This is a genomic window from Zooshikella ganghwensis (assembly GCF_018263875.1).
Taxonomy (GTDB): domain Bacteria; phylum Pseudomonadota; class Gammaproteobacteria; order Pseudomonadales; family Zooshikellaceae; genus Zooshikella; species Zooshikella ganghwensis.
The window spans coordinates 202,205-227,046 of the sequence record NZ_JAEVHG010000008.1; the positions used below are offsets into that span (position 1 = coordinate 202,205).

The window sequence follows — 24,842 nt, forward strand, 5'->3', positions numbered from 1 at the left end:
TAGCTAATTTTTTTAATGAATGCGACAAGTTGTTATGTGCATATGACATTTTTACGTTTTTGGGCTATGGTGTGTGAAATTTTGCCTACTTACCGTTCCGAGCTAATGTTCAACATCCAAAGTGTTGCTGTTGTGGCGACAAAACAATGGGTTATTGAAATTGAATAAGACGCTTGGTTAGGTCTATTGCTAATTGATAACAGAATAAAGAGACAAGATGCCCTATGGTTGTGTTTGAAGTACAACACCATAACGCACAAGAAAAGGTATCAGCAAAACCACTACATTTTGGTTTTTTGCTATTGCCTAACTTTTCATTGATTGCTTTTTCGTCAGCGATAGAGCCACTTAGGATGGCAAACTGGGTAACGGAACAAGAACTCTATGAATGTACAGTCATTAGTGCTGACGGTGAGGCGGTGGCCAGTAGTAGTGGTGTTTCTACTCAGGCAGACTGCAGTTTGGAAGCCATTCCTGAACTAGATGCGATCTTTGTCTGTGGTGCAAGTCCAGTTGCACGGACCGGCAATGAGACAGTGATTGCATGGTTACGTAAACACCAGCATGGCAATATGGCCATGGGTGGTATTGGTACAGGTAGCTATGTGCTGGCATGTGCAGGTTTATTAGATGGCTATAAAGCAACCATTCACTGGTGGGACTTAGTCAGCTTGCGGGAAGAGTTTCCCCAAACACGAGTAACCAGCAACTTATTTGAAATTGATGGTCAACGTTATACCTGTAGTGGTGGTACTGCAGCAATGGATATGATGTTGTTTCTCATAGGGAAGCATCATAGCCTGGAACTTGCTTCAACAATTTCTGAGCAGTTTGTCTGTGAGAGGATTCGGCCTGGTGAAGATCCCCAGCGTATTCCGCTTAAAGTGCGCATTGGTACTAGTCACACGAAGCTAATTGAAGCTGTGACGCTTATGGAAGCAAATATTGAAGAACCTTTAAGCACTGATGATCTTGCCTATCATGTCGGTTTGTCCCGGCGTCACTTAGAGCGACTATTTCGTAAACACTTGCAGAGTGTTCCTTCTAAATATTATTTACAACTGAGGTTAGAGCGGGCAAGACAGCTGCTGCAGCAAACGGATAAACCCATTGCTCAGGTTGGGTCCATGTGTGGCTTTGCGACAGCATCTCATTTTAGTACTACTTACCGTAATCACTTTGGTATAACGCCCAGACAGGAAAGAGTGAAGCAGCAGGAGCGAAATCTTCAGCCGCCAACGGGAACGTTGTTTGGTAGCCATGAACAGCACCAACGTTAGAACTTAGAAATGGCTCAAATTTTTGAGATCTATTAGGTCATCTTTGCTGAAGGTGGTCGCGAATATGTAAGAGATAGGCTTATTTGCGACATTGGGTTGGATAATTATCTGGTATGTTTGCGTAAAACGAATGATTGTTACGGTTTATACGTATCATGCTTATGGTTCTTACTTTAGGTGCTTTTTAAGCTCATAAAACAAAAGTCAAGCTTAGAAATGTGATTGGAGAGAGTTGAATCCACCTAAAGTGTGATGCGCTACAAAAATAAGAAATTTTATGTACAATCGGCTCTTATAACTTAACGTGTAATGACTTTTTGATATAAACGTTTTAATAAACATCATTTATCAGCGCTTTAGATAAAGATGTTTTCTTTTAAAAATGCTTAAAAAGGTATGCGTTAAGTGTTCGGGTAGAAGCGCCTAGCATGCTATTTCGAAATAGGCTGATTGTACCTTGTGTATCATTTATAAAGGAGTAACCCCTTTTCAGGGGCGAGAAAAATAATGACTGAAGTACCTGCCTTAGAGCTTGAAGATATTCATAAATATTTTGGCGCCCACGAAGTACTCAAGGGGGTATCACTCACTGCCCATAAAGGTGAAGTGATTTCCATGATTGGTTCCTCAGGATCAGGAAAAAGCACCTTTCTTCGCTGCATTAATATGCTGGAAATTCCAACTTCTGGAATGGTTAAAGTTCATGGCGAGCTGATTGAAATGAAGAAAGACCGTTCTGGAAGTACGATTCCTGCCAATGCTAAGCAGGTCGAACGTATTCGAGCGCGCTTATCCATGGTTTTTCAGAGTTTTAATTTATGGTCGCATATGACTATTTTGCAAAACATTATTGAAGCACCCGTCCATGTACTAAAAATACCTAAAAAACAGGCAGTTGAAGCTGCAGAACACTTATTGCAGAAGGTTGGTATTTATGAGCGTCGAGATTATTACCCAGGGCAGCTCTCAGGTGGTCAACAACAGCGTGCAGCGATTGCCAGGGCACTAGCCGTCGATCCTGAAGTGATGCTATTTGATGAGCCAACTTCTGCATTAGATCCAGAGCTTGTCGGTGAAGTATTAAAAGTCATGCATGATTTGGCAGAAGAGGGGCGCACTATGATTATAGTGACTCACGAAATGTCTTTTGCACGGGATGTATCTAATCATGTCATGTTTTTACATCAGGGGTTAATTGCTGAGCAAGGCGCTCCACAGGAATTATTTAATAATCCACAAACTGAACGTCTTCAACAATTCCTGTCAACCAGCTATTAGCAACGTAGCTTACGTATGTTGGCTACGCTGTTAACCATGGGAAAACAATAAAGACAACAAGCAGGAGTCTCTTTATGAAGAAAATAGTGATGATGGCCATTGCGTTAATGGTTTCTGCCACCGCTGTTGCAAAGGAATGGAAAACGGTGCGTATAGGTGTTGAAGGGGCATATCCGCCATTCAGTTATACGACAGAATCCGGTGAAGTTAAAGGGTTTGACATTGATATCGCTAATGCATTATGTCAGGCCATGCAAGTGAAATGTAAAATGGTACCTCAAGATTGGGATGGCATGATTCCCTCTCTACTCTCGCGGAAATTTGATGCCATTATTGCATCCATGTCGATAACAGAAGAACGTAAACAAAAAGTTGATTTCTCTGATAAGTATTACCATACCCCTGTGCGTTTTGTACGAAAAAAAGGGAAAGATATATCAATCTCACCTGAAGGCTTAAAAGGTAAAGTAGTTGGTGTACAGCGCTCGACCACATCAGACCGTTATTTAACTGATGTCTATGGCAGTGCAGTAACGATTAAGCGTTACAGTACTCAAGATGAAGCCTATTTAGATATGAAAGCAGGGCGTTTGGATTTGCTGTTAGGCGATATTATTCCGCTTTCTGATGGTTTTTTGAAAAAAGAAGGTGGGGATGCTTTCGAATTTATTGGACCTGCAATCAGTGATCAACAATGGTTTGGTGAAGGTATTGGCATTGCCGTTCGTAAGCAAAATAAAGACCTCAAAGCCATGTTTAATAAGGCAATTAAGCAAATTCGCGCAGATGGCACCTACGATAAAATTCAAAAGCGCTATTTTGATTTTGATATTTACGGTCAATAACCTTTGATATATTGGCGTGTTTACTTTGTTTCTTTGGAAGTTAAATACGCCAAATTCCATAGTAAAGACAGTGAGAAGTAATAATCATGCTAGGTTTGCATGGCTATGAAGCCAGTTTAGTGAGTGGAGCTTGGATTACTTTGCAAGTCGCATTGTGGTCTTTGTTGATTTCAGTAATTTTGGGGATTTTGACTGCACTGGCCAAGCTATCAAAAACATTACCTTTACGCGTTATTGGCACTCTTTATACCACAGTTATTCGTGGCATTCCGGACTTGGTGTTAATGCTACTTATTTTTTATGGCGGCCAAATGCTGGTTAATGTCGTTGCTGAGTCTGTGGGCTATGAGGAATATATTGATGTTAATCCATTTATAGCTGGCGTACTCACCATTGGTTTTATTTTTGGTGCTTATATGGCAGAGACATTTAGAGGTGCCATTATGGCTGTCGATCAAGGTCAGCTTGAAGCAGGTAAAGCCTATGGAATGAGTTCGTGGATGATATTTCGGCGAATTTTATTTCCGCAAATGATGCGTCATGCTTTGCCAGGATTTGGGAATAACTGGTTAGTTTTACTCAAAACTACAGCATTAGTGGCCATTATTGGACTTGAAGATATGGTCAGAAAAGCCCAGCTTGCCTCCGGTTCAACTCAAGAACCTTTTACCTTTTATTTTGCAGTTTGTTTGATTTTCTTATTATATACCACTGTTTCAATTCTATTATTGAACTGGGCAGAGCGTCACTTTAGTGCCAGTGTCAGACGGGAGGCCTAAGCGCGTGGATTTTAAAGAAGTTATTCTCCAATATGTTGATTATAAAGTTATTCTTGATAATCTCCCGATGTATTTTGATGGCTTAGTGTTGACAGTTCAGCTGGTATTTATTTCCCTGGTTATTGGTTTATTGATAGCAGTGCCTTTGGCCGTTTTACGGTTATCGAAGAACCGTTGGGTGGCTTGGCCCGTTTGGTTTTATACTTATTTTTTTCGTGGTACCCCATTATTGGTACAACTCTTTTTAATTTATTATGGAATGGGGCAATTTATTGACTTAAATGCTTCGTCAGTAGGGGCTTTTTTTAAGGATGCATATTACTGCGCACTAGTAGCTTTTACCTTGAATACGGCGGCATATACCACGGAAATTATTCGTGGAGCCATGAAAGAAACACCTAGAGGTGAAATTGAAGCCGCAAAAGCCTATGGCATGAGTTATTTGCAAACGTTTTACCGTATTATTTTACCCAGTGCTTTTAGACGGGCATTACCAGCATATAGCAATGAAGTTGTTTTCATGCTGCATGGTTCTGCCATTGCGGGGGTGGTGACTATCATGGATATTACAGGGGTAGCCCGGGTGGTTTATTCGCGTTTTTATACACCATTTGAAGCATTTATTTTTGCGGGCTTACTTTATATGATGTTGACCTTCATGATTGTGTGGGGATTTAGGCAGCTAGAGCATCGTTGGTTAGCACACCTTCGTCCGCGGTCATAAATGTTGAGTTTGTCTTCATAAAAAGAAGGCCTTTTACAGGCCTTCTTTTTTGCTCCGTAATAATTCAGCTTATCCTTCTTGGTAGGCGCGTTTCACTTCTTCTGCGATAATCTTTAACCCTTGGCTTACCTTGCTATCATCTTGAGCATAGGAAACCCGAATGCATTCGTGCTGATGACGCCAAGTGGTATCCATTCCAGGAAAGAAATAATGACCAGAAACTACGATAACACCGCGCGCCTTTAATCGCTGATAAAGTTCTAAACTGCTAATCGGTAAGTCTTTAAACCAAAGCCACAAGAACATTGCGCCTTCTGGTTTATGAATATAATACTCATGATTACCCAGGGCTTGTTGTAATACACTAACGGCTTTAGTAGCTTTTTGCTGATAAAATGGGCGAACAATATCATTGCTTAACGTGAGAATGCTGCCGTCCTTCACCATATCCATTGCCATTAAACTACCTGTACTATTTGTAGCAAGGCTCATAATCGCGTTAATGCGTGATAAGGCGCTAATGACTTCTTCATTCGCAATAACAATACCTGTCCTGGCTGCGGGTAAACCTAATTTTGATAAGCTTAAACAGAGAATAATATTGTCATTCCAGTAAGGGGTAGCGTCGGTAAAGATAAGATTAGGGAAAGGGGTACCATAGGCGCCATCAAGCAGTAAGGGTATTTGATGGGCTTTGGCTAGTTGATCCAGCTTTTCAATCTCGTGATCAGTTAAAACATTACCTGTCGGATTTGTGGGTCGTGAGACACATAATGCCCCAGTTGTTTCATCTACGTTTAGCTGGTCAAAGTCAACGTGGTACTTAAATAGGTGATTATCCAAATACTCAATGCTTGGGCGATTTGCTGAAAAAAAGTTCTCAGTAAGTCCTGCATCGGCATAACCAATATACTCAGGTGCTAGAGGCAACTGAATTTTGCGTTGCGTACCATCACGGCACTGTCCGGCAAACATATTAAATAACATGAAAAAAGCGGACTGGCTGCCATTGGTTAAGGCAATATTTTTAGCCGAAAGTGGCCAGCCAAACTGATTGCGAAGGAGTTTAACCAAGTGATTGATAAACTCAATTTCACCTTGGGGTGGATCATAAATGCCAATCAGTCTGACAAATTCATGATGGTTATCGAGAATGCGACTAAGTCGGGCTTTGAAGGCTTCTTCTACGGCAGGGATATGCGCTGGATTACCACCACCCATCATGATGAAGTCTTCACCACTGGCGAGGGCGTTACCCAGGTCATCCATTAAGGATTGTATACCGGTCTGGCTCGTAAATTTTTCTCCAAACTCCGATAGTTTCATGCATACCTCAAAATAAGCGAATCAAAGCCGCCTGCAAGTATGACGATGACTAGTACCTGATGAGGGACTCAGTGTCATTTTATGCAAGGGCTGTCAATATCAGGTTTCAGGGAACGTGTGCGACGACTAATTTTCCGCAATTTTGACTTAAAAGTATACCTCATCCTTCAGGAAATCTGAGTGATTAGTTCAGTTTAGCTTTTGTATGAAAAATATAGGGAATGAATAGGATACATGTTCCGTCTTGTGTCAGCCCGTTTTACATAAAATTACATTAGTGTGAAATATCGAACACATTTGTATTTTGCTTGTTAATTACTAGTCATTACATAAATTAAATGTGAAGTGGTTGGTTATCAATAGGGCTGTTATTGATGACAATATGATGAAAAAGTGAGCATATAAAAAAGCAGTAATGATAAAACTGATAACAAGCTTATTTTGATGTGTTTGTGAACCGGTTGAGCAATACAAATGTGGATAAACTCACCTGCTAACACGAGCAGAAGACACTAAATGTTTAGTGCAATGACTTAGTGAGCTAGCCAATAAATATACAGTAGGCATGTTTAAAAGACTCGCTGTATGTTGAAACGTTAGTTTAGGAGGGGGAGATACAGTAGGCCACAAAAAGTCCCAGTCATGGGGGACAAGTTACAAAGGAGTATGGGCAGTGAAAAAAAGAGGTTCATTATTTGGTTCGGTGAGCAGTCTGCTGTTAGTAGCAACTTTCGCATTACCTGTGCAAGCAGATCCTGAAACAAATGCTCAATCGATAGAAGAAAGCAGTTGGCGTGTGGGGGCTAAGCGAGTCATTGCATGGCTTGTTGATGATCAACCTGAAATGAATCCAACGATTACTGCCTCTACGGAAAGTAATGTTGATCGTAAGCCTAATGAGTTAGTGGTTGAACCACCCTTGCCATCGATACAACCCAGTCATGGCCGTCAGTGGGATCATGAACTGGTTGATCAATTATCTCCGGTACAGGCAGATAATACACCTCCTCTTCAAACAATACTCCCGTTGCTTGCGCTACCTAACCAGCCACAGCAACAAACTCCTGACATTGATGAAAAACTGTTAGTAGATGATTGTGATCCAGCGCTTTCAACATCATTAGTTGATTGTGAACCGGATAAATCTGTATTACCTGAAACAACTTTACCTGACGTTGCTCACACAGGACCCGTTATTACTAAACAAACCCCTACGGTACAACCTGCTGCGCAGCCTGTTGTGCCTGTTCCTGTAGCCCCATCTAGCGTGTTAGTATTTGCAGGATTGCTGTTATTAGCTAGGCGAGCAACTAAATAACAATATTATTAATTTTTAGTATGATGAAAAGCTGGTATTTACCGGCTTTTTTTATAACTGTATTTTAGAAGTTAATTTGATTTTTATATTCGTATTTGAAAATACCCTGCTAGTCTAACTACAACGTATAGTTGTAAATGACAAAGGGGTGAGTTATGCGTACTTTATTAGTCGCTCTATTATTTGCATTTGGTGCTCAAGCATGGGCAGATCCAACGCAAGGAGTAAACTACATTACTGAAGAGTTTCCTCCTTTTAATTTTAAAGGGGATGATGGCAACCCTACAGGTATAAACACAGATGTTTTAGTTGAAATGTTCAAAAAAATGGGCAGTAAAAATAGTTATAGGGATATCAAGTTACAGCCATGGGTCAGAGGTTATCGCACGACTCAAGAAGAAGGCAGCATGAATATTTTATATTCAACAACAAGAACCCCTAGTCGGGAAAAAATATTCAAATGGGTAGGACCTTTAACGGATGCAACCAATGACATTATGGTTTTAAAAGGTAATCCTAAGAGCGTAAAAATTGAGTCGGATGGTGATTTTGGGAAATATAAGTATGCAGTCATTCGTGATGATATTGGTGAGCAAGTATTAGCAAAAGCAGGTGTTAAAAAATCTAACCTTTCTCATTCAACCAATTTTTACGCGATGGTTAAAAAGTTACAGGATGGTAAGGTAGATGCCGTATCTTATAATGGAACCGTTGCAAAATGGTTATTAAAAAGAGAAGGGCTAAAACCTGCTGATTTTGACTTTGTTTATAGTACTAAACTGGGTCAACACTATTTTGCATTTAACAAAAGCATTGATGATAATGTCGTAGAGGCTCATCAAAAAGCACTTGATGATGTCAAAGCCGATAAGGCTCTTATGGATAAAATTACTGAAAAATATCTCAAGTAAATAGACAGAAGTAGTAGTATAAAGGATTAGGTTGCTACTTCTATAATGAGTGTGTATTCATTTATACCCTTCACGAATCATTATAGGGTTTGTTGTCTGCGCTCTTCACCCCAGTCACTTATTAATAATATAAGCTCCGGGGGCTTCATCGCTTGACGGCTGCCCCTAAAAACCCTTCGTTTTGGGTATACATCTTTCATCTTGGGTATAGTGACTGTTTTTTTATTGAGTTTTTTATTTGCGGATATTGAAAATATTTTTTGTGTGATAAGTGTTGGCTTGATTAAGACTGAGCATATGGTTTTATGGGGTGTTGCTTGAAAAACCATTTTAAATGGAGAAAAGTTATAACTAGCCTGACAGTCATAGTGATTCGTTTTTTTAATGTCTCTTCCCTCAAATTTAACGTGATTATTGACACCTGAATAGTAAAAAAAATTATTTGAAGTCACGTTTTTGGCGATTTTTTTCCTGTTTCAAGTAGGTAAACAACCATTAACCAGTTAAACTTAAAACAGCGGCACTAAGAAAAGAGGGGTGAGCATGACTTATAATCCTATGAGTTCAAAATGAGTTGAAAGGCGCTCAGGTGTATGGAGCCATTTGATTCATTTATCCAGCGGACAGATGAAAAATTTCTGCCACTGTGGCAGCCCTTTATATCGGGGAGCCGCTTTTATTGGCAGTTAGTATCTGACTGGCCTGATGACCCAGATAATATAGATGCAGACTTTCCTAGTATAGAACTGCTGTGTGAGCGTTTACCCAATCAAAATCTAGGGTACTGGATGATCTCTGATGAGAATGTGTTTCACTATTTTAGCCTTAATCCTGCAGTAGCTTCTGAACTCTTAAATTATGAGGCTCGAGCAATGGCTCGTTGCTTGGCTGTCGATGATGCCAGCTTTGGGTTTTGCCACAGTTTTCCACTCTTTTCCTTAGATGTACTTTTTGAGCAGCCCTTAAATATTATGCCACGTGATCCGGTTATCCCTCCTTACTATGAGCAGCTTAAGGATGATCGCTTTCCTTGTCCAGCCATGTTGAACTGGGGTGGGAGGGCGTTACCCTGCATGATGCTGGCTGAATATAACGAACGCACGTTGGTTAAATTATTTGTTGACTATGATGGACCCTCGGATGTACTGCCTGCGTCAGACTTTATGTTTCTGGGAAACTTTTTGCACCCAGGAGGCCAGTATCTTGAGCTTATGGCGGATATGTTGATATTGGTATCGACTGATCAGCTTTCGTTACCTAATCAATGGATTGAGAACATTGAGGCAATCAAAGCTAAGCAATTCAGTCATACCCATTCAACTCATCAATTGCAGAATTATAATTTATTAACGGATGTTCTTGCGTTAGATAAATCCAGCTCTGCTATTTTATCGGATAAATCTTCAAGTGAATGGATCGCTTGGACGTTCACTATTCTGCAAGCTTTTGCTGCCGCACTCACTGCGGGTATCCTATGGTTTGTGATGGGGCTCATATTAATCGTAGGGTTAGTGCTTCTCTTTGCAGGCTAGTTTTTCCTCCGTTTTATACCCTTTGTTGCGGGTATACTCCCCTCCAGTGTGATTCATTTTCCTTATTTTTTAATGCAATCTTGTGGTTGTTCACTTATTGGTTGTTAACCCATACAAGCTTTTCTGTTTTTTTACACTACAGAGGCAGCCTTTTTCTTACAATATGTTCTTTGATATATTTTGACTCAGCTCTTAAGCGCAAACTGTATTGGAGAGGTTATGTTAAAGCTGATACAAGCACTATTAGTCTGTGTGATGACTATAGGATGGATAACTAATATTCAGGCATCATTGATTAACGATGATTTTGAGAATGGTGATATGGGAGGTCGTCTTTTTGAGTTAGGTATGGGGGTGCCTGCCATTGTTAAGGAATTTACGGATCGTTCAGGACAGGTGTATACCCCAGCATCGGGAGAGTATTTTGCGACTATACCGACAGGTGCCGGATTAATTTGGACTAATGTTCAGTGGCAAAAAGGCGATAGGGTTGAGTTCCAGTATTTGTTGGCTGATGCTGCAGAAGGAAGCTTTCAGCTTCACCCAGAGTGGCCTCATACCGGTGATATGATTGCCCGTTTAGTGGATGACGTTGGTTCATGGCAAACGTTTAGTTATGAGTTTACGGGTGCTGAGGATGGTGCCATTGCACTGCAAAACTTTGGTGATTTTGGTAGTTTTCTGCTAGTGGACAATGTGTCTATCATTAAAGTGGTTGCTCCCAGTTCGCTGCTTTTGGGGTTGATGGGGTTATTTGGATTGCTGGCCCGTAAACGCTTTGCTAGTGACATGGAAAATAAATGATAACTCACTTGCAAGTAATACAAGTGACTCACTCTTTTTTCAGTTTTTTTCTGCTGACATTGAACTTCAGCTATTCCTCTAGGTCCTACTTGTGTACCAAGTCATTTTGGTATGTGATCTCTCCTATCACGTGTAGACCCTACGTCTAAAGCAAAACAATTCTCCCCCTTGCGACTACGCCCTGGATTTTATCCAGGGGGGAGGATGTTTTTTGATTCGTAATTTTTCACCATCTAGTTTGTGACTAAAGCAGTTAAATGCATGTAAGTCCTTTCTGAGACCCATGCACATAGAGGTGTTAGATTATGCATCGAGATAATAAAAATAGTAATCGCAGTAGATGGCAAAAAATAAAAAATAACCTTCCTTATATTACTCTCATCTGTTGTTTACCTAGCCTGTTTTCTTCCCCTGTTGCAGCGGTAGATTTTCATGGCTATTTACGCTCAGGAATCGGAGGAACCCAGGGCGGAGGTGATCAAGCTTGTTTCAGAGCGCAAGGTGCTGGAGCTAAATATCGATTAGGCAACGAGTGTGAAACCTATGCAGAAATACAGTTAGGGCAAGAACTATTCAAAGAAGGGGAAAAGCGTTTCTACGTGGATTCGATGATTGCATATGTTTCTAATCAAGAAAACGATTGGGAAGAACTGACGGGTGATAATGGTGCAAAGTCATCTTTAAGACAGATGTATGTTATTGGTGAGAATGTACTTGATAGTTTTCCTGGTGCAAATATTTGGGCGGGTAAACGTTATTATCAACGGCATGATGTGCATATTAATGATTATTACTATTGGGATGTGTCGGGTCCTGGTGCAGGTATTGAAAATATTGATGTCGGGTTTGGTAAGTTATCTTTAGCATGGCTGCGTAATACAGAAAATGACTATCAAGCGAAAGGTGGCTCATCTGGAACCAATGTGGCCAATGATACCTTTGACATTCGTTTGTCTGATTTGGCAATTAATGAAAATGGTAAGTTGGAACTGGGTCTGGATTATGGCCGAGCTAACTTAAACACGGAGCAAGATGATAAGGACTTTGACGATAACAAAGGCTACTTATTTACAGTACAGCATACGCAGAGTAATTGGTTTGGTGGCTACAATAAACTGGCGTTGCAGTATGCTACTGATGGTATGATCGGAACAGGTCATAACCAAAGTCGTGACACAAGTGATGGAAAAATGTTTCGTGTCGTCAATCAGGGGGTGATTGAACTTACAGAAAATTTAGAAGGGATGTATGTAGGTATTTATGAAAAAAAAGATTTAGACAATAACCAGGGGCAAACATGGATGTCAGCAGGGATTAGACCTGTTTATAAGTGGAATGATGTAATGAGTACAGCCTTAGAAGTGGGGTATGACCGCGTTAAACCACAGGCGAGTGGTGCGGAAACGGTAGATTTGACGAAAGTGACATTAGCGCAACAATGGTCAGCAGGGCGAAGCTTCTGGGCGAGACCCGTTATCAGAGCGTTTGCAACTTACGCGCGATGGGATGGCGATGACTATAATGCAGCCAGTGAGTCGATTGAAACTGGAGAAGACAGCGGATTAACGTTTGGTGTGCAGGTAGAAGCATGGTGGTAGTTTTATTTAACTAACCCGCTTAACCTTACTTTCACTTTGAAGGGTAGATATCAGGCCACTTAAATTAAGTGGCCCTTATCCTTAACAAGGCTAGGACTTCTATTATGGACCCCAAAATATATTACCGGTTTTTTAGGTATTTTTCGGTTTTTTTTGTGCTGACAGTGGCTACTATCTGTCGTGCAGATATCGATAATTGGACTGCTACATGGCCTACGCCATCAGCTATCAGTCAACAACAGGCTAATGAAGGATTGGCTGCATCAGTTGTTTGTTGTCAGCAACTAGCGGGCTTACTTTACCAGACTGTTGAACCAGGAAAACAGTTACAGATTGAGATTAATCTTGATTCTCCCAGTTATCCGTTCGAATCTGGAAAGAGTTTTTTTGCCGCCTATAAACTACCTGAAAATGCAAACTCGCTGACTATTACGCTGTACAGTATTGCAGGTAAAACTGTATTTAAACCTACTGTGATGTTAATGGATAGCCAGTTTAGGGTAACTCGTTTGTTGCGAGGAAATGATTTTCAATACCGGCCAGCGAAAGGTTTCAAAGGGGATAGTCTTGATGGGCAGTTTCGGGTTGATCGAAGTTTGCCTGGTAACCCATTGAATGAAACTTACATGGTACTTTATACCACAGAGGATGATAGGCAAGGAGAGACTACACTATTACACCCTGCGAAAGCCTATGCATTAGCACGACATAATCAGCCGCCTGCTATACCAGATCCTGTCGCAAAGCATTCAGCGGTAGGGGTATTACAGTTACGAATAGCGCAAGAAAATAAATCATTTGGAGAGCGGGCTGACTATGTTCCACCAGCAGTAGTCTATCCGTCTGCTGCTCCTGCACCTGCGAGTACCCCAGCTCTTCCCGAAACCCAGGATTATTACCAGCAGGCGATTAAGCAAGCACTCGCTAAAGGGGATATGGCAAAAGCTTTACGTTTAGCGGAAGAAGGAGAACGTGCTGGAGTACAAGGTATACGCACGTTTTTACTAGAGCGTATTCAACCTAAGCCATAAACTCAGCCAGAACACTACGCCCCCCTAAAAAATACCAAGGGGGATGCGAAGTCTAAGTGCATCAGGCAGGATCATGTTGAGAGGGATACTGCAACAGTTTGAGCGTTGTTGGTTAAGGAACACGGATAATCACGTAGTATGCCCATGGTGAAGCACATAATGAATAATTCACAAAAGGGTAGCCTGTTAATAGGATGTCGACTATGAAAAAAACAATAACACTGCTGGCTTCAAGTTTTCTCGTATCGCAATGTGTCAGTACAACAGCAATTGCAGCTATTACAGAGGGTGAATTAACCATTTGGATTAATGGTGATAAAGGGTATAACGGTTTACAGGCAGTCGGTGATCGATTTGCCAAAGAAACAGGTATTCCTGTAAAAGTAGCTCATCCAGATAAAGCTACTGACAAATTTCAACAGGCAGCTGCTACAGGGAATGGTCCCGATATTTTTATTTGGGCACATGACCGGTTAGGTGAGTGGGCAAAAAGTGGACTCATTGCGCCTCTTTCACCTAGTAAATCGATTAAATCAGGCATTGTTGATTTTAGCTGGGATGCGGTAACCGTTGATGGAAAAGTCTATGGTTATCCCATCGCCATGGAAGCGGTAGGATTAATTTATAATAAAGCAATTATTAAGCAGCCGCCCAAAACAGTAGATGAGATATTTTCCTTGAGTACTCAGCTGGCGAAGGAAAATAAAAAAGCCATTTTGTGGGATTATAATAATACCTATTTTACCTGGGGTTTGTTTGCAGGGTATGGCGCTTATACTTTTAAAAAACAACCTTCTGGTGGCTATGATGTGAAAGATACTGGTGTAAATAATGAAGGTGGATACCAAGCTGGTGCATTATTGAAAAAAATGATTGATGAGAAGGTCATGCCAAAAGGAGTTGATTATGGCGTCATGGATGCAGCCTTTAATAAAGGTGAGGTTGCAATGATGATTAATGGCCCATGGTCATGGAGTAACCTTAAAAAAAGTGGCATTGACTTTGGCGTTGCACCACTGCCAAAAATAAATGGCCAGGTAGGCAAACCTTTTGTAGGTGTATTGGCGGCAACCATTAATGCAGCAAGCCCAAATAAAGAACTGGCGGTAGAGTTTTTAGAAAATTATATGCTGCAAATTGAGGGGCTTAAAAAGGTCAATGATGATGTACCCTTGGGGGCTGTTGCAAACAAGGAATACATGAAGACGTTAAGCAAAGACCCCAATATTGCTGCGACCTTTAACAATGCGCAAGCTGGTGAGGTGATGCCAAATGTGCCTGAAATGGGGGCTTTTTGGGCGGCGATGAAAGCAGCATTGCAAAATATTACATCGGGTCGTCAGCCAGTAAAAGCGGCATTGGACGATGCTGCTAAGCGTATTGTGCGTAACAAGTAGCGTATACCTAAGGGTATACTAGATCCATTTGTTTATTCATTCTGGTAGTCACTGCTTTGTTTGGTATACCTAGCCTTTTTAGGTTGTGTGTGGAGGGTATGCCCTTTAAAAGGATAGCGAGGTGAGGGTATACCAACAAGCAGCGTTACTGCTGGATCGACATGGTGAAGTATCATGTTAACCGGGCTTCAGTTGAGTTTTGTCATGCGTTTACTTAAACGTGTCCTGCCATTAAGTGTTGTAGGGGTTGGTTTATACCTTGTGGTTGTCATGTATGTGCAGCAACAGTTAGCCTTTGCAGGATTATTTTTAGTGGTGCTGAGTGCTGCAGCTTTTGTCTTTTGTCGACAAGAGGCGTACGCTCATCGTTATGTATTTCCTGCCGTCGCGGGTATGGTTATTTTTGTTATTTTTCCTTTGTTGTATACGATTGGTATTAGCTTTACCAACTATAGTGCTAAGCACTTGTTGGATTTACCTAAAGCACAGCAATATTTTCTACAACAAACGTATAAAGTCAGTGATAAAAAATATAAATTTTACCTGTATTTTCAGCAACAAAATTCCTCAGAAAAAACAGCTGTTATGGCTCTGTTAGATGATGAGCATCATTCAGCATTTTTAAGTCAAAATTTTTCACTGACAGATACTGTAGATATAAAATTACCACTGACATTGGTGAGTGAATTACCTGACCAGAAACCGGCGTCAATCAAAACCATTATTCAGCATAAAAAGCACTTAAAAAATATAAAATTGAACTTGCCTAATGGACAACAACTGCAGTGGGTTGGACTTCGGCACTTTGCTGCAGTGGCTCCCCTTTATCAACTAAATGAACAACAACAGTTAATTAATCAAAAAACAGGTGATGTACTCACAATTGACTGGCAAGAGGGGTTTTATAAAAATACTCAGGGAGATGTATTTTCTCCTGGTTTTAAAACCTATGTAGGGTGGCAGAACTATATTACTGTGTTATTCGACCCTAGTATTAGTGGACCGTTTATACAAATTTTTGTTTGGACAATCGTTTTTTCGCTGTGCACTGTCATTTTTACACTGTTAGTGGGACTCATTTTAGCCAACCTGTTACAGTGGGAACTGTTAAAAGGAAAAGGGTTCTACCGCATGATGCTGATTTTACCGTATGCGGTACCAGCGTTTATTTCTATTTTGGTTTTTAAAGGTTTATTTAATCAGAATGCAGGCGAAGTAAATTATTTAATGGGGGAGTTATTTGGCCTACGTCCTGATTGGTTCAGTGATCCGCTATTAGCCCGTACTATGATATTGATCGTTAATACTTGGTTAGGGTATCCCTACATGTTGTTATTATGTATGGGGTTACTACAAGCGATTCCAAGAGATTTATATGAAGCCTCTGCTATTGATGGTGCATCGCCTTGGCGAAATTTAATCAGTATTACCTTACCGCAAATCATTAAGCCGTTAACCCCCTTATTAATCGCTTCATTTGCATTTAATTTCAATAATTTCGTATTAATCACCTTATTAACATCAGGAGGTCCTGACATTATTGGTGCAACAACACCTGCAGGTACTACTGATTTATTAGTGAGTTATACCTATCGATTGGCTTTTCAGGACTCAGGACAAAATTTTGGTATGGCTGCGGCGATCGCAACATTGATCTTTTTACTGGTGGGGGCATTGGCTGTTATGCAATTGCGCCTGAGCAAGGTTAAAGTATAAGGGAGAAACAGCAATGGCAATGGTTCACTCTCCATCAGTTAAGTACCGTATCTGGTTAACCCATGCAGGTTTAATTGCCTTTCTCGCAATTATTATATTTCCACTGTTAATGGTGTTATCAATTTCATTTCGCACAGGTAACTTTGCGACTGGACATTTATTACCCGTTAACCCTTCATTAGAGCACTGGTCGCTGGCGCTGGGTATTCCTTATACTCAGGCCGATGGTAGAGTTATTCAACCACCGTTTCCGGTATTAACCTGGTTGTGGAACTCGGTCAAAATCGCACTGGTTTCGGCGTTGTTAATTTTGATGTTATCAACCACAAGTGCGTATGCTTTTGCCCGTATGCGTTTTCGCTTTAAAGGCATCATGCTTAAATCCATGCTGATCTTTCAAATGTTTCCACCCGTGTTATCGTTGGTGGCGATTTATGCTCTATTTGATCAGCTGGGGCAACATGTTAGCTGGTTGGGGATTAACTCTCACGGTGCAGTTATTACTGCTTCACTTGGAGGGATGGCACTGCATATCTGGACAATCAAAGGGTATTTTGAGTCCATTGATGCCTCGCTTGAAGAGGCTGCCGTTGTAGATGGCGCGACAATCTGGCAGGCATTTCGTTATATATTACTACCTTTAAGTATTCCAATACTGGCTGTAGTATTTATTTTGGCATTTATTACCACAATTGCCGAGTATCCTATTGCCTCAGTATTATTACTTGATGTTGACCAGCTTACCCTAGCAGTGGGTGCTCAGCAGTATCTCTATGAGCAAAACTACTTATGGGGTGACTTTGCCGCAGCGGCGGTGCTGTCAGGGCTACCTATCACCGTTATCTTTTTGTATTGCCAAAAGTGGATAATCAGTGGCCTCACTGCAGGAGGCGTTAAAGGATAAAAATAGACCATCCTAACATGGCAAATCAAACAGTTGTCATACATGAATCTGAAGAAATATTCGTATGAACAATTTTGCCATGTTCTTGTGGTTAAAAATTAATCATTTGATTGCGTGTAAGTCTACTATCCCACGCTATTATGAAGGACAGAACCACCAACTTTATATGTGTGAACTGCATATTTGAGTAGTCTTTAAAAAAAGAAAATAAACCTCTGTTTGTTTAAAATGTTTAACTGATTACGCTATATAAAGTGACTTTTTTAGCAAAAAAAGAAGGTACACTTATGTCGTTTTCTTTCTGTCTGTATGATAATTGGCTGCTACTTAGCTAGCTAATTTTTTCCGGGTTGATTGACTTTATTTAAACTATAGTAACTTCTTATGAATGAAGTAAGTATGCTTGTTAAAATATTTAGGTACACTGTATCTAAATGTCACGCATGGTTTTTGTGTGGCATTACTATTCTCAGTTTTAGCCAAAGCTGGGCTGCTGTTTATCCTCTGCCGTCTAATGGCGATAATGTCGTTGGTTATATACGCCAGGTAAGTACGGCTTATGAGGATACATTTATGGAGATTTCTCGGCGTGAGGGGTTGGGCTTTTTAACTGTTCGTGCAGCTAATCCTGAAATTGATCCCTGGCTTCCTGGTGAAGGAGTGTTGGTGACACTGCCGACTCAAATGATTTTGCCACCCGTCAAGCGGGAGGGCATTGTTATCAATTTGGCAGAATTACGCCTTTACTATTTCCCTCCTAATGAAGATGTGGTGGTTGTTTTTCCTGTTGGTATTGGTCGTAGGGGCTGGCAAACCCCTGAAGGCAAGACACATATCATGCAAAAGATTGAGAATCCTACATGGACACCACCCGCATCGATTCGCCGCGAACATGCAGAAAAGGGCGATATTTTACCTGCAGTGGTACCCGCTGGGCCAGATAACCCCTTAGGACTATTTGCATTGCGGCTGGGTAATGGGGGTAGTTATTTAATTCATGGAACAAACCGAAAGTATGGCGTAGGCATGCGAGTGAGTCATGGTTGTATTCGTTTATTTCCTGATCATATCGAGCAATTATTTGCTCAAGTCTCGCGTGGTACCCCAGTGAAAATTATCCATGAGTCATATAAAATTGGCCGTCTGAATGGTGAAATATATATTGAGTCACATGAACCATTATCAGAGCGAGTCAATACTGTTCGTAAACCAGCGAAGCAGGTGCTGAGCAGTTTGTTAGACAAAATGCCTGAAGCGAGTACGGCGATTAATCGAAGTGCTGCGTTAGATGCTATTCAGCAAGAAACCGGGTTACCGCAACGAGTTTCATTGTCTTCTGTATACGTAAAGGATTTATTTTAAGGCTTACCTTCCTCGTATAATAAATAAGTATACTCTTGTTGTCGTGGGGCTAGCTTGGATATGTCCGGCTAGTTCTGTTAAAGATGCATAATAGATAGCACTGGTAGAAGTGTCGGTAAAAATATATTCCTCAGTGTATGGTGTTAATGAATATTAAAAATACAAGTTGAGTTATATAAATTCATTTATAAAAAAAAGGCCGCAGCTGCGGCCTTTTCGCATCAGTATCACAAATTATTTCATGTACTGATGACCACTCATGCGATCTAGCTTCTCCATGATTTGATCGGCTTTTGCATCAGCGCTAGCAGCAGTTTGCTCAACGCGGCTGAGGCGATCCTTTACTTCGTTAATGTCTTGCTCCAGCGCATCTACACGACTGTTTGTTGCACAACCAGCCATAATAGTTAACGCAGTAGCGGCGACGCCTAACTTAACGAGTTTAGCAGTCATTATGAACTCCTTATCAGTTTGTGTTGCAATGCTTCATTTGAAGAGGGTTAAAATAACTGGTCAGGCCGTACTGATTAAACCTGCCAGGCCAGATGCCCCCAAAGGCTTACAGACCAAAGGTCTCAAGGGCAAGCCGATGTCCAAGCTAGAGTATGGACTACTTTTTTATTATCAGCCAGTATAGGGCTGATTGAACTGTCTCACAAACGCTGTAAGACCCAAATATAATATCAGGCACAAAAAAATCTGCTGTGATCCAACAAACAAAAGTTTTGGGCATTAGATAGAAGTACTATAAATTTTATTCCATGATTGTTGTATTACAAGTGTGTTATTTTGCTTTTATTGGTTTGTAACGACTTGTTGTCTATTTGTACGAATAAATATTGCGTCAATTATCTTATGCACTTAAGTAAACTGCAAGCAATGCTTTTTTCATCTAAAGTATGAGTTCAAGTCAGGTGTCTTAAGTATTAAGCACCAAGAACACTTCTCCAAACGTATGTGTTGGATTGTTGGGAGAGATATTTTTCCAGGTTTACATCTGGTTAATAAATAATCTAATCGCATTGGTTGTCTAGACCAGCCCACTTTGTTTTTTAAAAACAAGTTACACATACTATCATTAGTGACTTATCCTGAACTATATTTTCACATTGAGCTTTAAACCGAGTGCAATGTATTCAAAACAGAATTGCGAGCTTAAGTGAGCGATTTGAGTTTATGTGAAAAACAGTATCAGGGTACACAACAAATAATAACTATAACGAGTAAGGATTATATAGGGGAATCATGGCCAAGTTACGCTGGAATCCGGAAGAGTATAGGCTGGTCAATCAATTACAACATGAATCTGCCCTTTTAGGGTTGCATCAATACTGTAATCTTAGTTCTCATGATCAGGTTTTAGATATTGGTTGTGGGGACGGTAGCTTAATCAATAAAATTGTACAACAGTTTGAACTAAGTCATGTCCAAGCAGTAGATCGGTCTGTGGAGATGATTAGTCATGCTAAACAAAACTATGAAACACCCGGTGTTCGTTTTGGCATCGCTGATGTGACGAACTTAGATCAGTTTGATAGCCAATCAATGGATTGGGTGTTCGTATGTAGCATATTGCATTGGGTCAGTAATTTAGATAAAGCTTTTGCAGAAATAGAGCGTGTTTTAAAACCGGGTGGTCAATGTTTTGTTGTCCATTGGCCTTATAATGAAGCGATTTATCTCCCCGTTAAACAGTTAATGAGTGATCCTCAATGGGAAAAACTATCCATTGCTTTGACAGCAATGCCTCCCAGTGCCGATCAGCGTTGTTTGCAAATGCTGTTTCAGCACCATGGTTTTACCATTTCAGTCTTGGAGGATCGAACATGGTTTCCCTTTGCCACGAGTATTGATTACTTTGCCCAATTTCTTCTGGCGTTATTACCTTTACAAGAATGGTTGCCTGAAGAGAAGCATAGGGAGTTTGTCGATCAGATAGTGAACAATGCTTTGGCGATCTATGCTCGTCAAGACGAGGGTATTGCTATTCCTATGCGGTGTATTTATGGGGTTGTCCAAAAGGCCGCTGTTGCATAAGCCCGATCAGTTGCGTATCAAAAAGGAGGCAGCAGTCAAGCCTCCAGGGCAGAATTTACAGAACGTTAGGTTGACCTTTCAAGGTGATTTAAAGTCAGCTTTTACAAGGGCTTAATATGCAACTGTCCAAAGGGCTAAATATCAGCAGAAATAATTAATACTGATGCCATAAAATTAATATGAAATAAAACTAATTTTATTTTGAGGGCTGATAGTTAAATCCAGGTATTTTTATAAAGCTTGCTTTAAAAAAATTTATGATACCCTATAAATAAATTATTTTTTGTCAATACGACTTTAGTCTAAATTAATTAAAGCTACTGCGAAAGATCCGTTCAGAACGAATCCCCTGGAATTAAGTAATTCGCACAAAATAAAGGGTGTCACTTTTAGTGATAGTCTCTTGAAGCATTGTGCATGAGGTTTCAAAACGGCTGATACCGTATTTTTCTACCAGATCAGCACCACTCAGCTCTGAAGGGGTATCTTGCTGAGATGGGGTATCCATGCGATAGAGTTTAAATCGCATTGCGTTTAGTGTTTCTTTCAAGTCCATGAATATCTCCAAGCCATTCATAACTAAGGCCCTGAACACTATGCATGTGTGGTACCAGATTGGCTATCTGACTGATTTTGGTATTATTGTAGCGATATTTTTTAGAATAAAAACTCAAATATATTTGTACTGTAAAAAAATAAGACAAATACACCTGAAATGTCTAGGGGGAAACACTACCCTGTCTTATTATCAAGTGCAAACAGAATAATGCCAAGCAGGGTAGGGTATACCCTTTTACGAATCATTTTTATGTGCGCTATCCATAGCGCTCACCCTCACGGGCCTGCGAAGTTGTTCTAATGTGTTCCTGATACATTAGTAGAGTTTGTTGTATTCACTCTTGACCACCAAGGATGGTGGAAATGCAGTTTATGCATAATGACATGGATGTCATATAGTAGAGCAATGCAGGAGCTGTTGCCGAGGAGCATTTAACTGCCACCCCAGTGACTTATTAATATAAGCTCCTGGGGCTTCATCATTTGAAAGCCCAGCTAGCACTTTTTAACAGCTACTGATGCTATCGCTCGTTTTAACAGACCAGACTAGCCCCGCTAAAAAAACTTTCGTTTTGGGTATGGTAGCAGGGGTAAAAGGATTAGAAGTTCAGGCTTGGTTCTTTAATTAGACGACGACAGGCTGAACCATCAGCACGAAATAAATGACAACGTGAGACGTCTAATCCGATGGTATACGTTTCTCCTTCGTATACTTTGGTATTACCATCAGCACGAATTGTAATGTTGTCTGACAAGCCTGGCATGTCTGCATATATCAGTGTGTGGTCTCCTAAACGTTCGACCACATTGACGTGTCCATCAATGGTGACATTAGCTGTATCAGGTAAAGCAAAGTGCTCTGGGCGAATGCCTATCGTTGCACTTTCTCCCGGTTGTATCTGTGTACCATCTACTTCAAGCGTAATGGGTCGTCCATTGGTGAGGCGGGCGGTCACAGAGGTAGGATGAGTCTGCTCAATAGTACATGGAATAAAATTCATTTGTGGGCTACCAATAAAACCCGCTACAAACTGGTTGGCAGGATAATGGTAAAGTTCAAGAGGGCGACCAATTTGAGAAATAAAGCCAGCATCCAAAACCACAATTTTATCAGCCAGAGTCATGGCCTCGACCTGGTCGTGGGTAACATAAATCATAGTGGCTTGCAGACGCTTATGAAGCTTGGCAATCTCTATACGCATCTGAACCCGCAACCCTGCATCTAAGTTAGAGAGTGGTTCATCAAATAGCAGCACTTTAGGTTCGCGTACAATAGTGCGTCCTATAGCTACCCGTTGTCGCTGCCCCCCGGAAAGATCTTTTGGTTTTCGCTCAAGTAAAGAAGACAGTTGTAAAGTATTTGCGGCTTTTTCTACACGCTGTTTTATAGTGGATTTATTGACTTTCGCTAGTTTAAGGCCAAATGCCATGTTCTCTGCAACGGACATATGGGGGTAGAGTGCATAAGACTGGAACACCATACCCACTGAGCGGTCTTTTGGGGGGACATCATTAACCTGGGTGTCATCAATGAACAAATCACCTTCACTGATGTCTTCCAGCCCGGCAATCATCCGTAATAGGGTTGATTTACCACAACCTGAGGGGCCAACAAACACCACAAATTCACCGCTTTGGATATCCAAATTAATATTTTTGGATATTTCTGCTGTACCATAACGCTTATAAACATTGCACAGCTTGACACTGGCCATTTTATACTCCTACTGTCGATTAATTCAGCATCATAATGAGCGTATCAAACGCATCCAACTTAAGGGTGTTTTGTTGAAGCTGACCTAGGCAGTGAGGTGCTGGTAAAACTTCGACGTGTGCTTCAGTGACTTGAGATAAAGGTATTGTCACCGCCTGTTGATTAAGGTTGATGGCTACCAGCAGATGTTGATTTTCATGACTACGCTGATACAGCAATACCCCTTCAGGTGCAGAAATATAATCAATACTTCCTGTGACCAGGGCTGGCTGGTTTTTTCGCCAAGCAAGGAAGTCCTGATAAGCCTTAAGCATTGAGTCTGGTTGCCCTTGTTGCTGGTCGACACTATGTTGATAATGCTCTTGGGGTACAGGTAACCAAGGCTTCACGTCTGAAAAGCCAGCATTATGCTGATCATGTTGCCAGGGCATGGGAGTACGACATCCATCACGGCCCTTAAACTCTGGCCAGAAGGTGATACCGTATGGGTCTTGTAACTCTTCAAAAGCAAGCTCTGCTTCCGTAAGACCTAACTCTTCACCCTGATAAACACAGATGCTGCCACGTTGGGTGAGGAGGAAGTGCATATAGGCTTTTGCTTGTTTGGGTGTTATTTCTGCTTTACCCCAACGGCTTAAAACCCGCGCCACATCATGATTACCTAACGACCAGCAAGGCCAACCATCACCCAGTGCTGCTTCCATATTTTCCATGGTGGTTTGTAGAAAGTCGGCGCTACTTTGTTCAGTAAGTAAATCAAAAGAGTAGGCCATGTGGAGCTTATTACCCTCAGAGGTATACATTGCCATGGTTTTTAATGAGTGGTCACAGCCAATTTCACCCACCGTGGTCGTTTCTGGATAACGATCCAGCAGGGTACGTAGCTTTTGTAAAAACTCAAGATTTTCAGGGCGTGTTTTATCGTAAATATGCTGTTGATAGCCATAAGGGTTATCTGGGCGAACACCAATACTGCCATCCACAATTTTTTTACTGGGAGGATTATCCCGTAATTTATCATCATGAAAATAAAAGTTGGCGGTATCCAGGCGAAAGCCATCAACACCTCTCTTCAACCAAAACTCCACATCATTTAGCAGTTGTTGTACAACATCTGAATTATGAAAATTTAAGTCAGGCTGACTGCTTAAAAAATTATGCAGGTAATATTGTCGGCGTCGGCTATCCCAGGTCCAGGCCGAGCCTCCAAAAATCGATAGCCAGTTATTGGGTGGACTACCATCGGCTTTAGGGTCAGCCCACACATACCAATCGGCTTTACTGTTTGTTTTACTGTTACGGCTTTCTTTAAACCAGGGGTGCTGATCTGATGTGTGACTAAGTACCTGATCAATAATCACTTTTAGGTTGTGTTGATGGGCGGCTGCAATCAGTTGATCAAAATCTTCGAGTGTTCCGAAAATCGGATCAACATCACGATAATTGCTGACATCATAGCCAAAGTCTTTCATCGGAGAGGTAAAAAACGGCGACAGCCAAATAGCATCAACATTTAGGCTGGCAATATAGGGTATTTTGGCAGTGATGCCAGGCAAGTCACCAATACCATCCTGGTTAGAATCCATAAAGCTGCGTGGATAAACCTGATAAATAACGGCTCCACGCCACCATTCCTGATTATGCTTACGCATTGTAATTACCTTGCTCATCCCAAATTAGTTAACAGATATCCTTATCATCAAGAATCAAGGTAACAAAAACATCCTC

At 41.0% G+C, this 24,842-nt stretch carries 23 protein-coding genes; 18 read left to right on the top strand and 5 right to left on the bottom strand.

The genetic code is table 11. The annotated features are described in order from the left end of the window. Nucleotides 1–42: 42 nt before the first annotated feature. The 6 genes from KHS79_RS26100 (at nucleotide 43) to KHS79_RS13270 (ending at nucleotide 4,906) form a co-directional block, all read left to right on the top strand. Nucleotides 43–168 (top strand): hypothetical protein, encoded by a 126-nt coding sequence (locus KHS79_RS26100; protein WP_267910740.1) that lies wholly within the window; start codon nucleotides 43–45, stop codon nucleotides 166–168. A 56-nt stretch (nucleotides 169–224) separates the two neighbouring features. Continuing rightward, nucleotides 225–1,280 (top strand): GlxA family transcriptional regulator, encoded by a 1,056-nt coding sequence (locus KHS79_RS13250; protein ID WP_038290566.1) that lies wholly within the window; start codon nucleotides 225–227, stop codon nucleotides 1,278–1,280. Nucleotides 1,281–1,787: 507 nt separating this feature from the next. Next, the gene (locus tag KHS79_RS13255) at nucleotides 1,788–2,558 is read left to right on the top strand and encodes an ABC transporter ATP-binding protein (RefSeq protein ID WP_027707651.1); all 771 of its coding nucleotides are present in this window, start codon (nucleotides 1,788–1,790) and stop codon (nucleotides 2,556–2,558) included. 74 nt (nucleotides 2,559–2,632) lie between these two features. Next, the gene (locus KHS79_RS13260; RefSeq protein WP_212719680.1) at nucleotides 2,633–3,403 is read left to right on the top strand and encodes an ABC transporter substrate-binding protein; all 771 of its coding nucleotides are present in this window, start codon (nucleotides 2,633–2,635) and stop codon (nucleotides 3,401–3,403) included. An 86-nt stretch (nucleotides 3,404–3,489) separates the two neighbouring features. Continuing rightward, nucleotides 3,490–4,182: an ABC transporter permease gene (locus KHS79_RS13265; protein ID WP_212719683.1), complete on the top strand. Its 693-nt coding sequence runs from the start codon at nucleotides 3,490–3,492 to the stop codon at nucleotides 4,180–4,182. A gap of 67 nt (nucleotides 4,183–4,249) precedes the next feature. Then, entirely contained in the window at nucleotides 4,250–4,906 is a 657-nt protein-coding gene (locus KHS79_RS13270; RefSeq protein ID WP_212719718.1) for an ABC transporter permease, read from the top strand. 69 nt (nucleotides 4,907–4,975) lie between these two features. Here KHS79_RS13270 and KHS79_RS13275 read toward each other — a convergent pair whose 3' ends face one another. After that, nucleotides 4,976–6,232: a valine--pyruvate transaminase gene (locus KHS79_RS13275; protein WP_094787689.1), complete on the bottom strand. Its 1,257-nt coding sequence runs from the start codon at nucleotides 6,230–6,232 to the stop codon at nucleotides 4,976–4,978. A gap of 673 nt (nucleotides 6,233–6,905) precedes the next feature. Between KHS79_RS13275 and KHS79_RS13280 the strand changes: the two genes are divergently transcribed. From KHS79_RS13280 to KHS79_RS13325, 10 genes are all read left to right on the top strand, one after another. After that, nucleotides 6,906–7,550 (top strand): hypothetical protein, encoded by a 645-nt coding sequence (locus tag KHS79_RS13280; protein ID WP_094787688.1) that lies wholly within the window; start codon nucleotides 6,906–6,908, stop codon nucleotides 7,548–7,550. A gap of 155 nt (nucleotides 7,551–7,705) precedes the next feature. Next, on the top strand, nucleotides 7,706–8,461 hold the full coding sequence (locus tag KHS79_RS13285) for a substrate-binding periplasmic protein (protein WP_212719685.1): 756 nt from the start codon (nucleotides 7,706–7,708) through the stop codon (nucleotides 8,459–8,461). 593 nt (nucleotides 8,462–9,054) lie between these two features. Continuing rightward, entirely contained in the window at nucleotides 9,055–9,993 is a 939-nt protein-coding gene (locus KHS79_RS13290) for a hypothetical protein (RefSeq protein ID WP_212719687.1), read from the top strand. Nucleotides 9,994–10,212: 219 nt separating this feature from the next. Beyond that, nucleotides 10,213–10,797, top strand: coding sequence for a hypothetical protein (locus KHS79_RS13295; RefSeq protein ID WP_027707643.1), 585 nt, complete (start codon nucleotides 10,213–10,215; stop codon nucleotides 10,795–10,797). A gap of 305 nt (nucleotides 10,798–11,102) precedes the next feature. Next, nucleotides 11,103–12,395 carry a maltoporin gene (locus KHS79_RS13300; protein ID WP_212719688.1) on the top strand — a complete coding sequence of 431 codons (1,293 nt, stop codon included), beginning with the start codon at nucleotides 11,103–11,105 and terminating at the stop codon, nucleotides 12,393–12,395. 104 nt (nucleotides 12,396–12,499) lie between these two features. Then, nucleotides 12,500–13,426 carry a MalM family protein gene (locus KHS79_RS13305; RefSeq protein WP_212719690.1) on the top strand — a complete coding sequence of 309 codons (927 nt, stop codon included), beginning with the start codon at nucleotides 12,500–12,502 and terminating at the stop codon, nucleotides 13,424–13,426. A gap of 203 nt (nucleotides 13,427–13,629) precedes the next feature. Then, nucleotides 13,630–14,823 (top strand): maltose/maltodextrin ABC transporter substrate-binding protein MalE, encoded by a 1,194-nt coding sequence (malE, locus tag KHS79_RS13310; RefSeq protein ID WP_165773423.1) that lies wholly within the window; start codon nucleotides 13,630–13,632, stop codon nucleotides 14,821–14,823. 174 nt (nucleotides 14,824–14,997) lie between these two features. Next, nucleotides 14,998–16,539, top strand: a complete 1,542-nt coding sequence (malF, locus tag KHS79_RS13315) for a maltose ABC transporter permease MalF (protein ID WP_094787681.1) — start codon at nucleotides 14,998–15,000, stop codon at nucleotides 16,537–16,539. 13 nt (nucleotides 16,540–16,552) lie between these two features. After that, nucleotides 16,553–17,443, top strand: a complete 891-nt coding sequence (gene malG / locus KHS79_RS13320) for a maltose ABC transporter permease MalG (RefSeq protein WP_212719692.1) — start codon at nucleotides 16,553–16,555, stop codon at nucleotides 17,441–17,443. A 384-nt stretch (nucleotides 17,444–17,827) separates the two neighbouring features. Next, entirely contained in the window at nucleotides 17,828–18,805 is a 978-nt protein-coding gene (locus KHS79_RS13325) for a L,D-transpeptidase family protein (protein WP_094787679.1), read from the top strand. Nucleotides 18,806–19,039: 234 nt separating this feature from the next. On the opposite strand, the gene KHS79_RS13330 is transcribed toward KHS79_RS13325, so the two are convergent. After that, a complete protein-coding gene (locus KHS79_RS13330) occupies nucleotides 19,040–19,258 on the bottom strand; it encodes an Lpp/OprI family alanine-zipper lipoprotein (protein ID WP_027707636.1) in 219 nt (72 codons plus the stop codon). Between the two features lies 1 nt (nucleotide 19,259). Here KHS79_RS13330 and KHS79_RS13335 point away from each other — a divergent pair, with 1 nt between their 5' ends. Further along, the gene (locus KHS79_RS13335; RefSeq protein ID WP_027707635.1) at nucleotides 19,260–19,442 is read left to right on the top strand and encodes a hypothetical protein; all 183 of its coding nucleotides are present in this window, start codon (nucleotides 19,260–19,262) and stop codon (nucleotides 19,440–19,442) included. A gap of 608 nt (nucleotides 19,443–20,050) precedes the next feature. Beyond that, nucleotides 20,051–20,842 carry a class I SAM-dependent methyltransferase gene (locus KHS79_RS13340; RefSeq protein ID WP_212719694.1) on the top strand — a complete coding sequence of 264 codons (792 nt, stop codon included), beginning with the start codon at nucleotides 20,051–20,053 and terminating at the stop codon, nucleotides 20,840–20,842. 355 nt (nucleotides 20,843–21,197) lie between these two features. Here KHS79_RS13340 and KHS79_RS13345 read toward each other — a convergent pair whose 3' ends face one another. The 3 genes from KHS79_RS13345 to KHS79_RS13355 all read right to left on the bottom strand — a co-directional run bounded on the left by KHS79_RS13345 (nucleotide 21,198) and on the right by KHS79_RS13355 (nucleotide 24,766). Next, nucleotides 21,198–21,398, bottom strand: coding sequence for a hypothetical protein (locus KHS79_RS13345; protein ID WP_027707633.1), 201 nt, complete (start codon nucleotides 21,396–21,398; stop codon nucleotides 21,198–21,200). 601 nt (nucleotides 21,399–21,999) lie between these two features. Then, nucleotides 22,000–23,115 carry a maltose/maltodextrin ABC transporter ATP-binding protein MalK gene (gene malK / locus KHS79_RS13350; protein ID WP_094787677.1) on the bottom strand — a complete coding sequence of 372 codons (1,116 nt, stop codon included), beginning with the start codon at nucleotides 23,113–23,115 and terminating at the stop codon, nucleotides 22,000–22,002. Between the two features lie 19 nt (nucleotides 23,116–23,134). After that, nucleotides 23,135–24,766, bottom strand: coding sequence for an alpha-glucosidase (locus KHS79_RS13355; protein WP_212719697.1), 1,632 nt, complete (start codon nucleotides 24,764–24,766; stop codon nucleotides 23,135–23,137). Nucleotides 24,767–24,842: the final 76 nt, after the last annotated feature.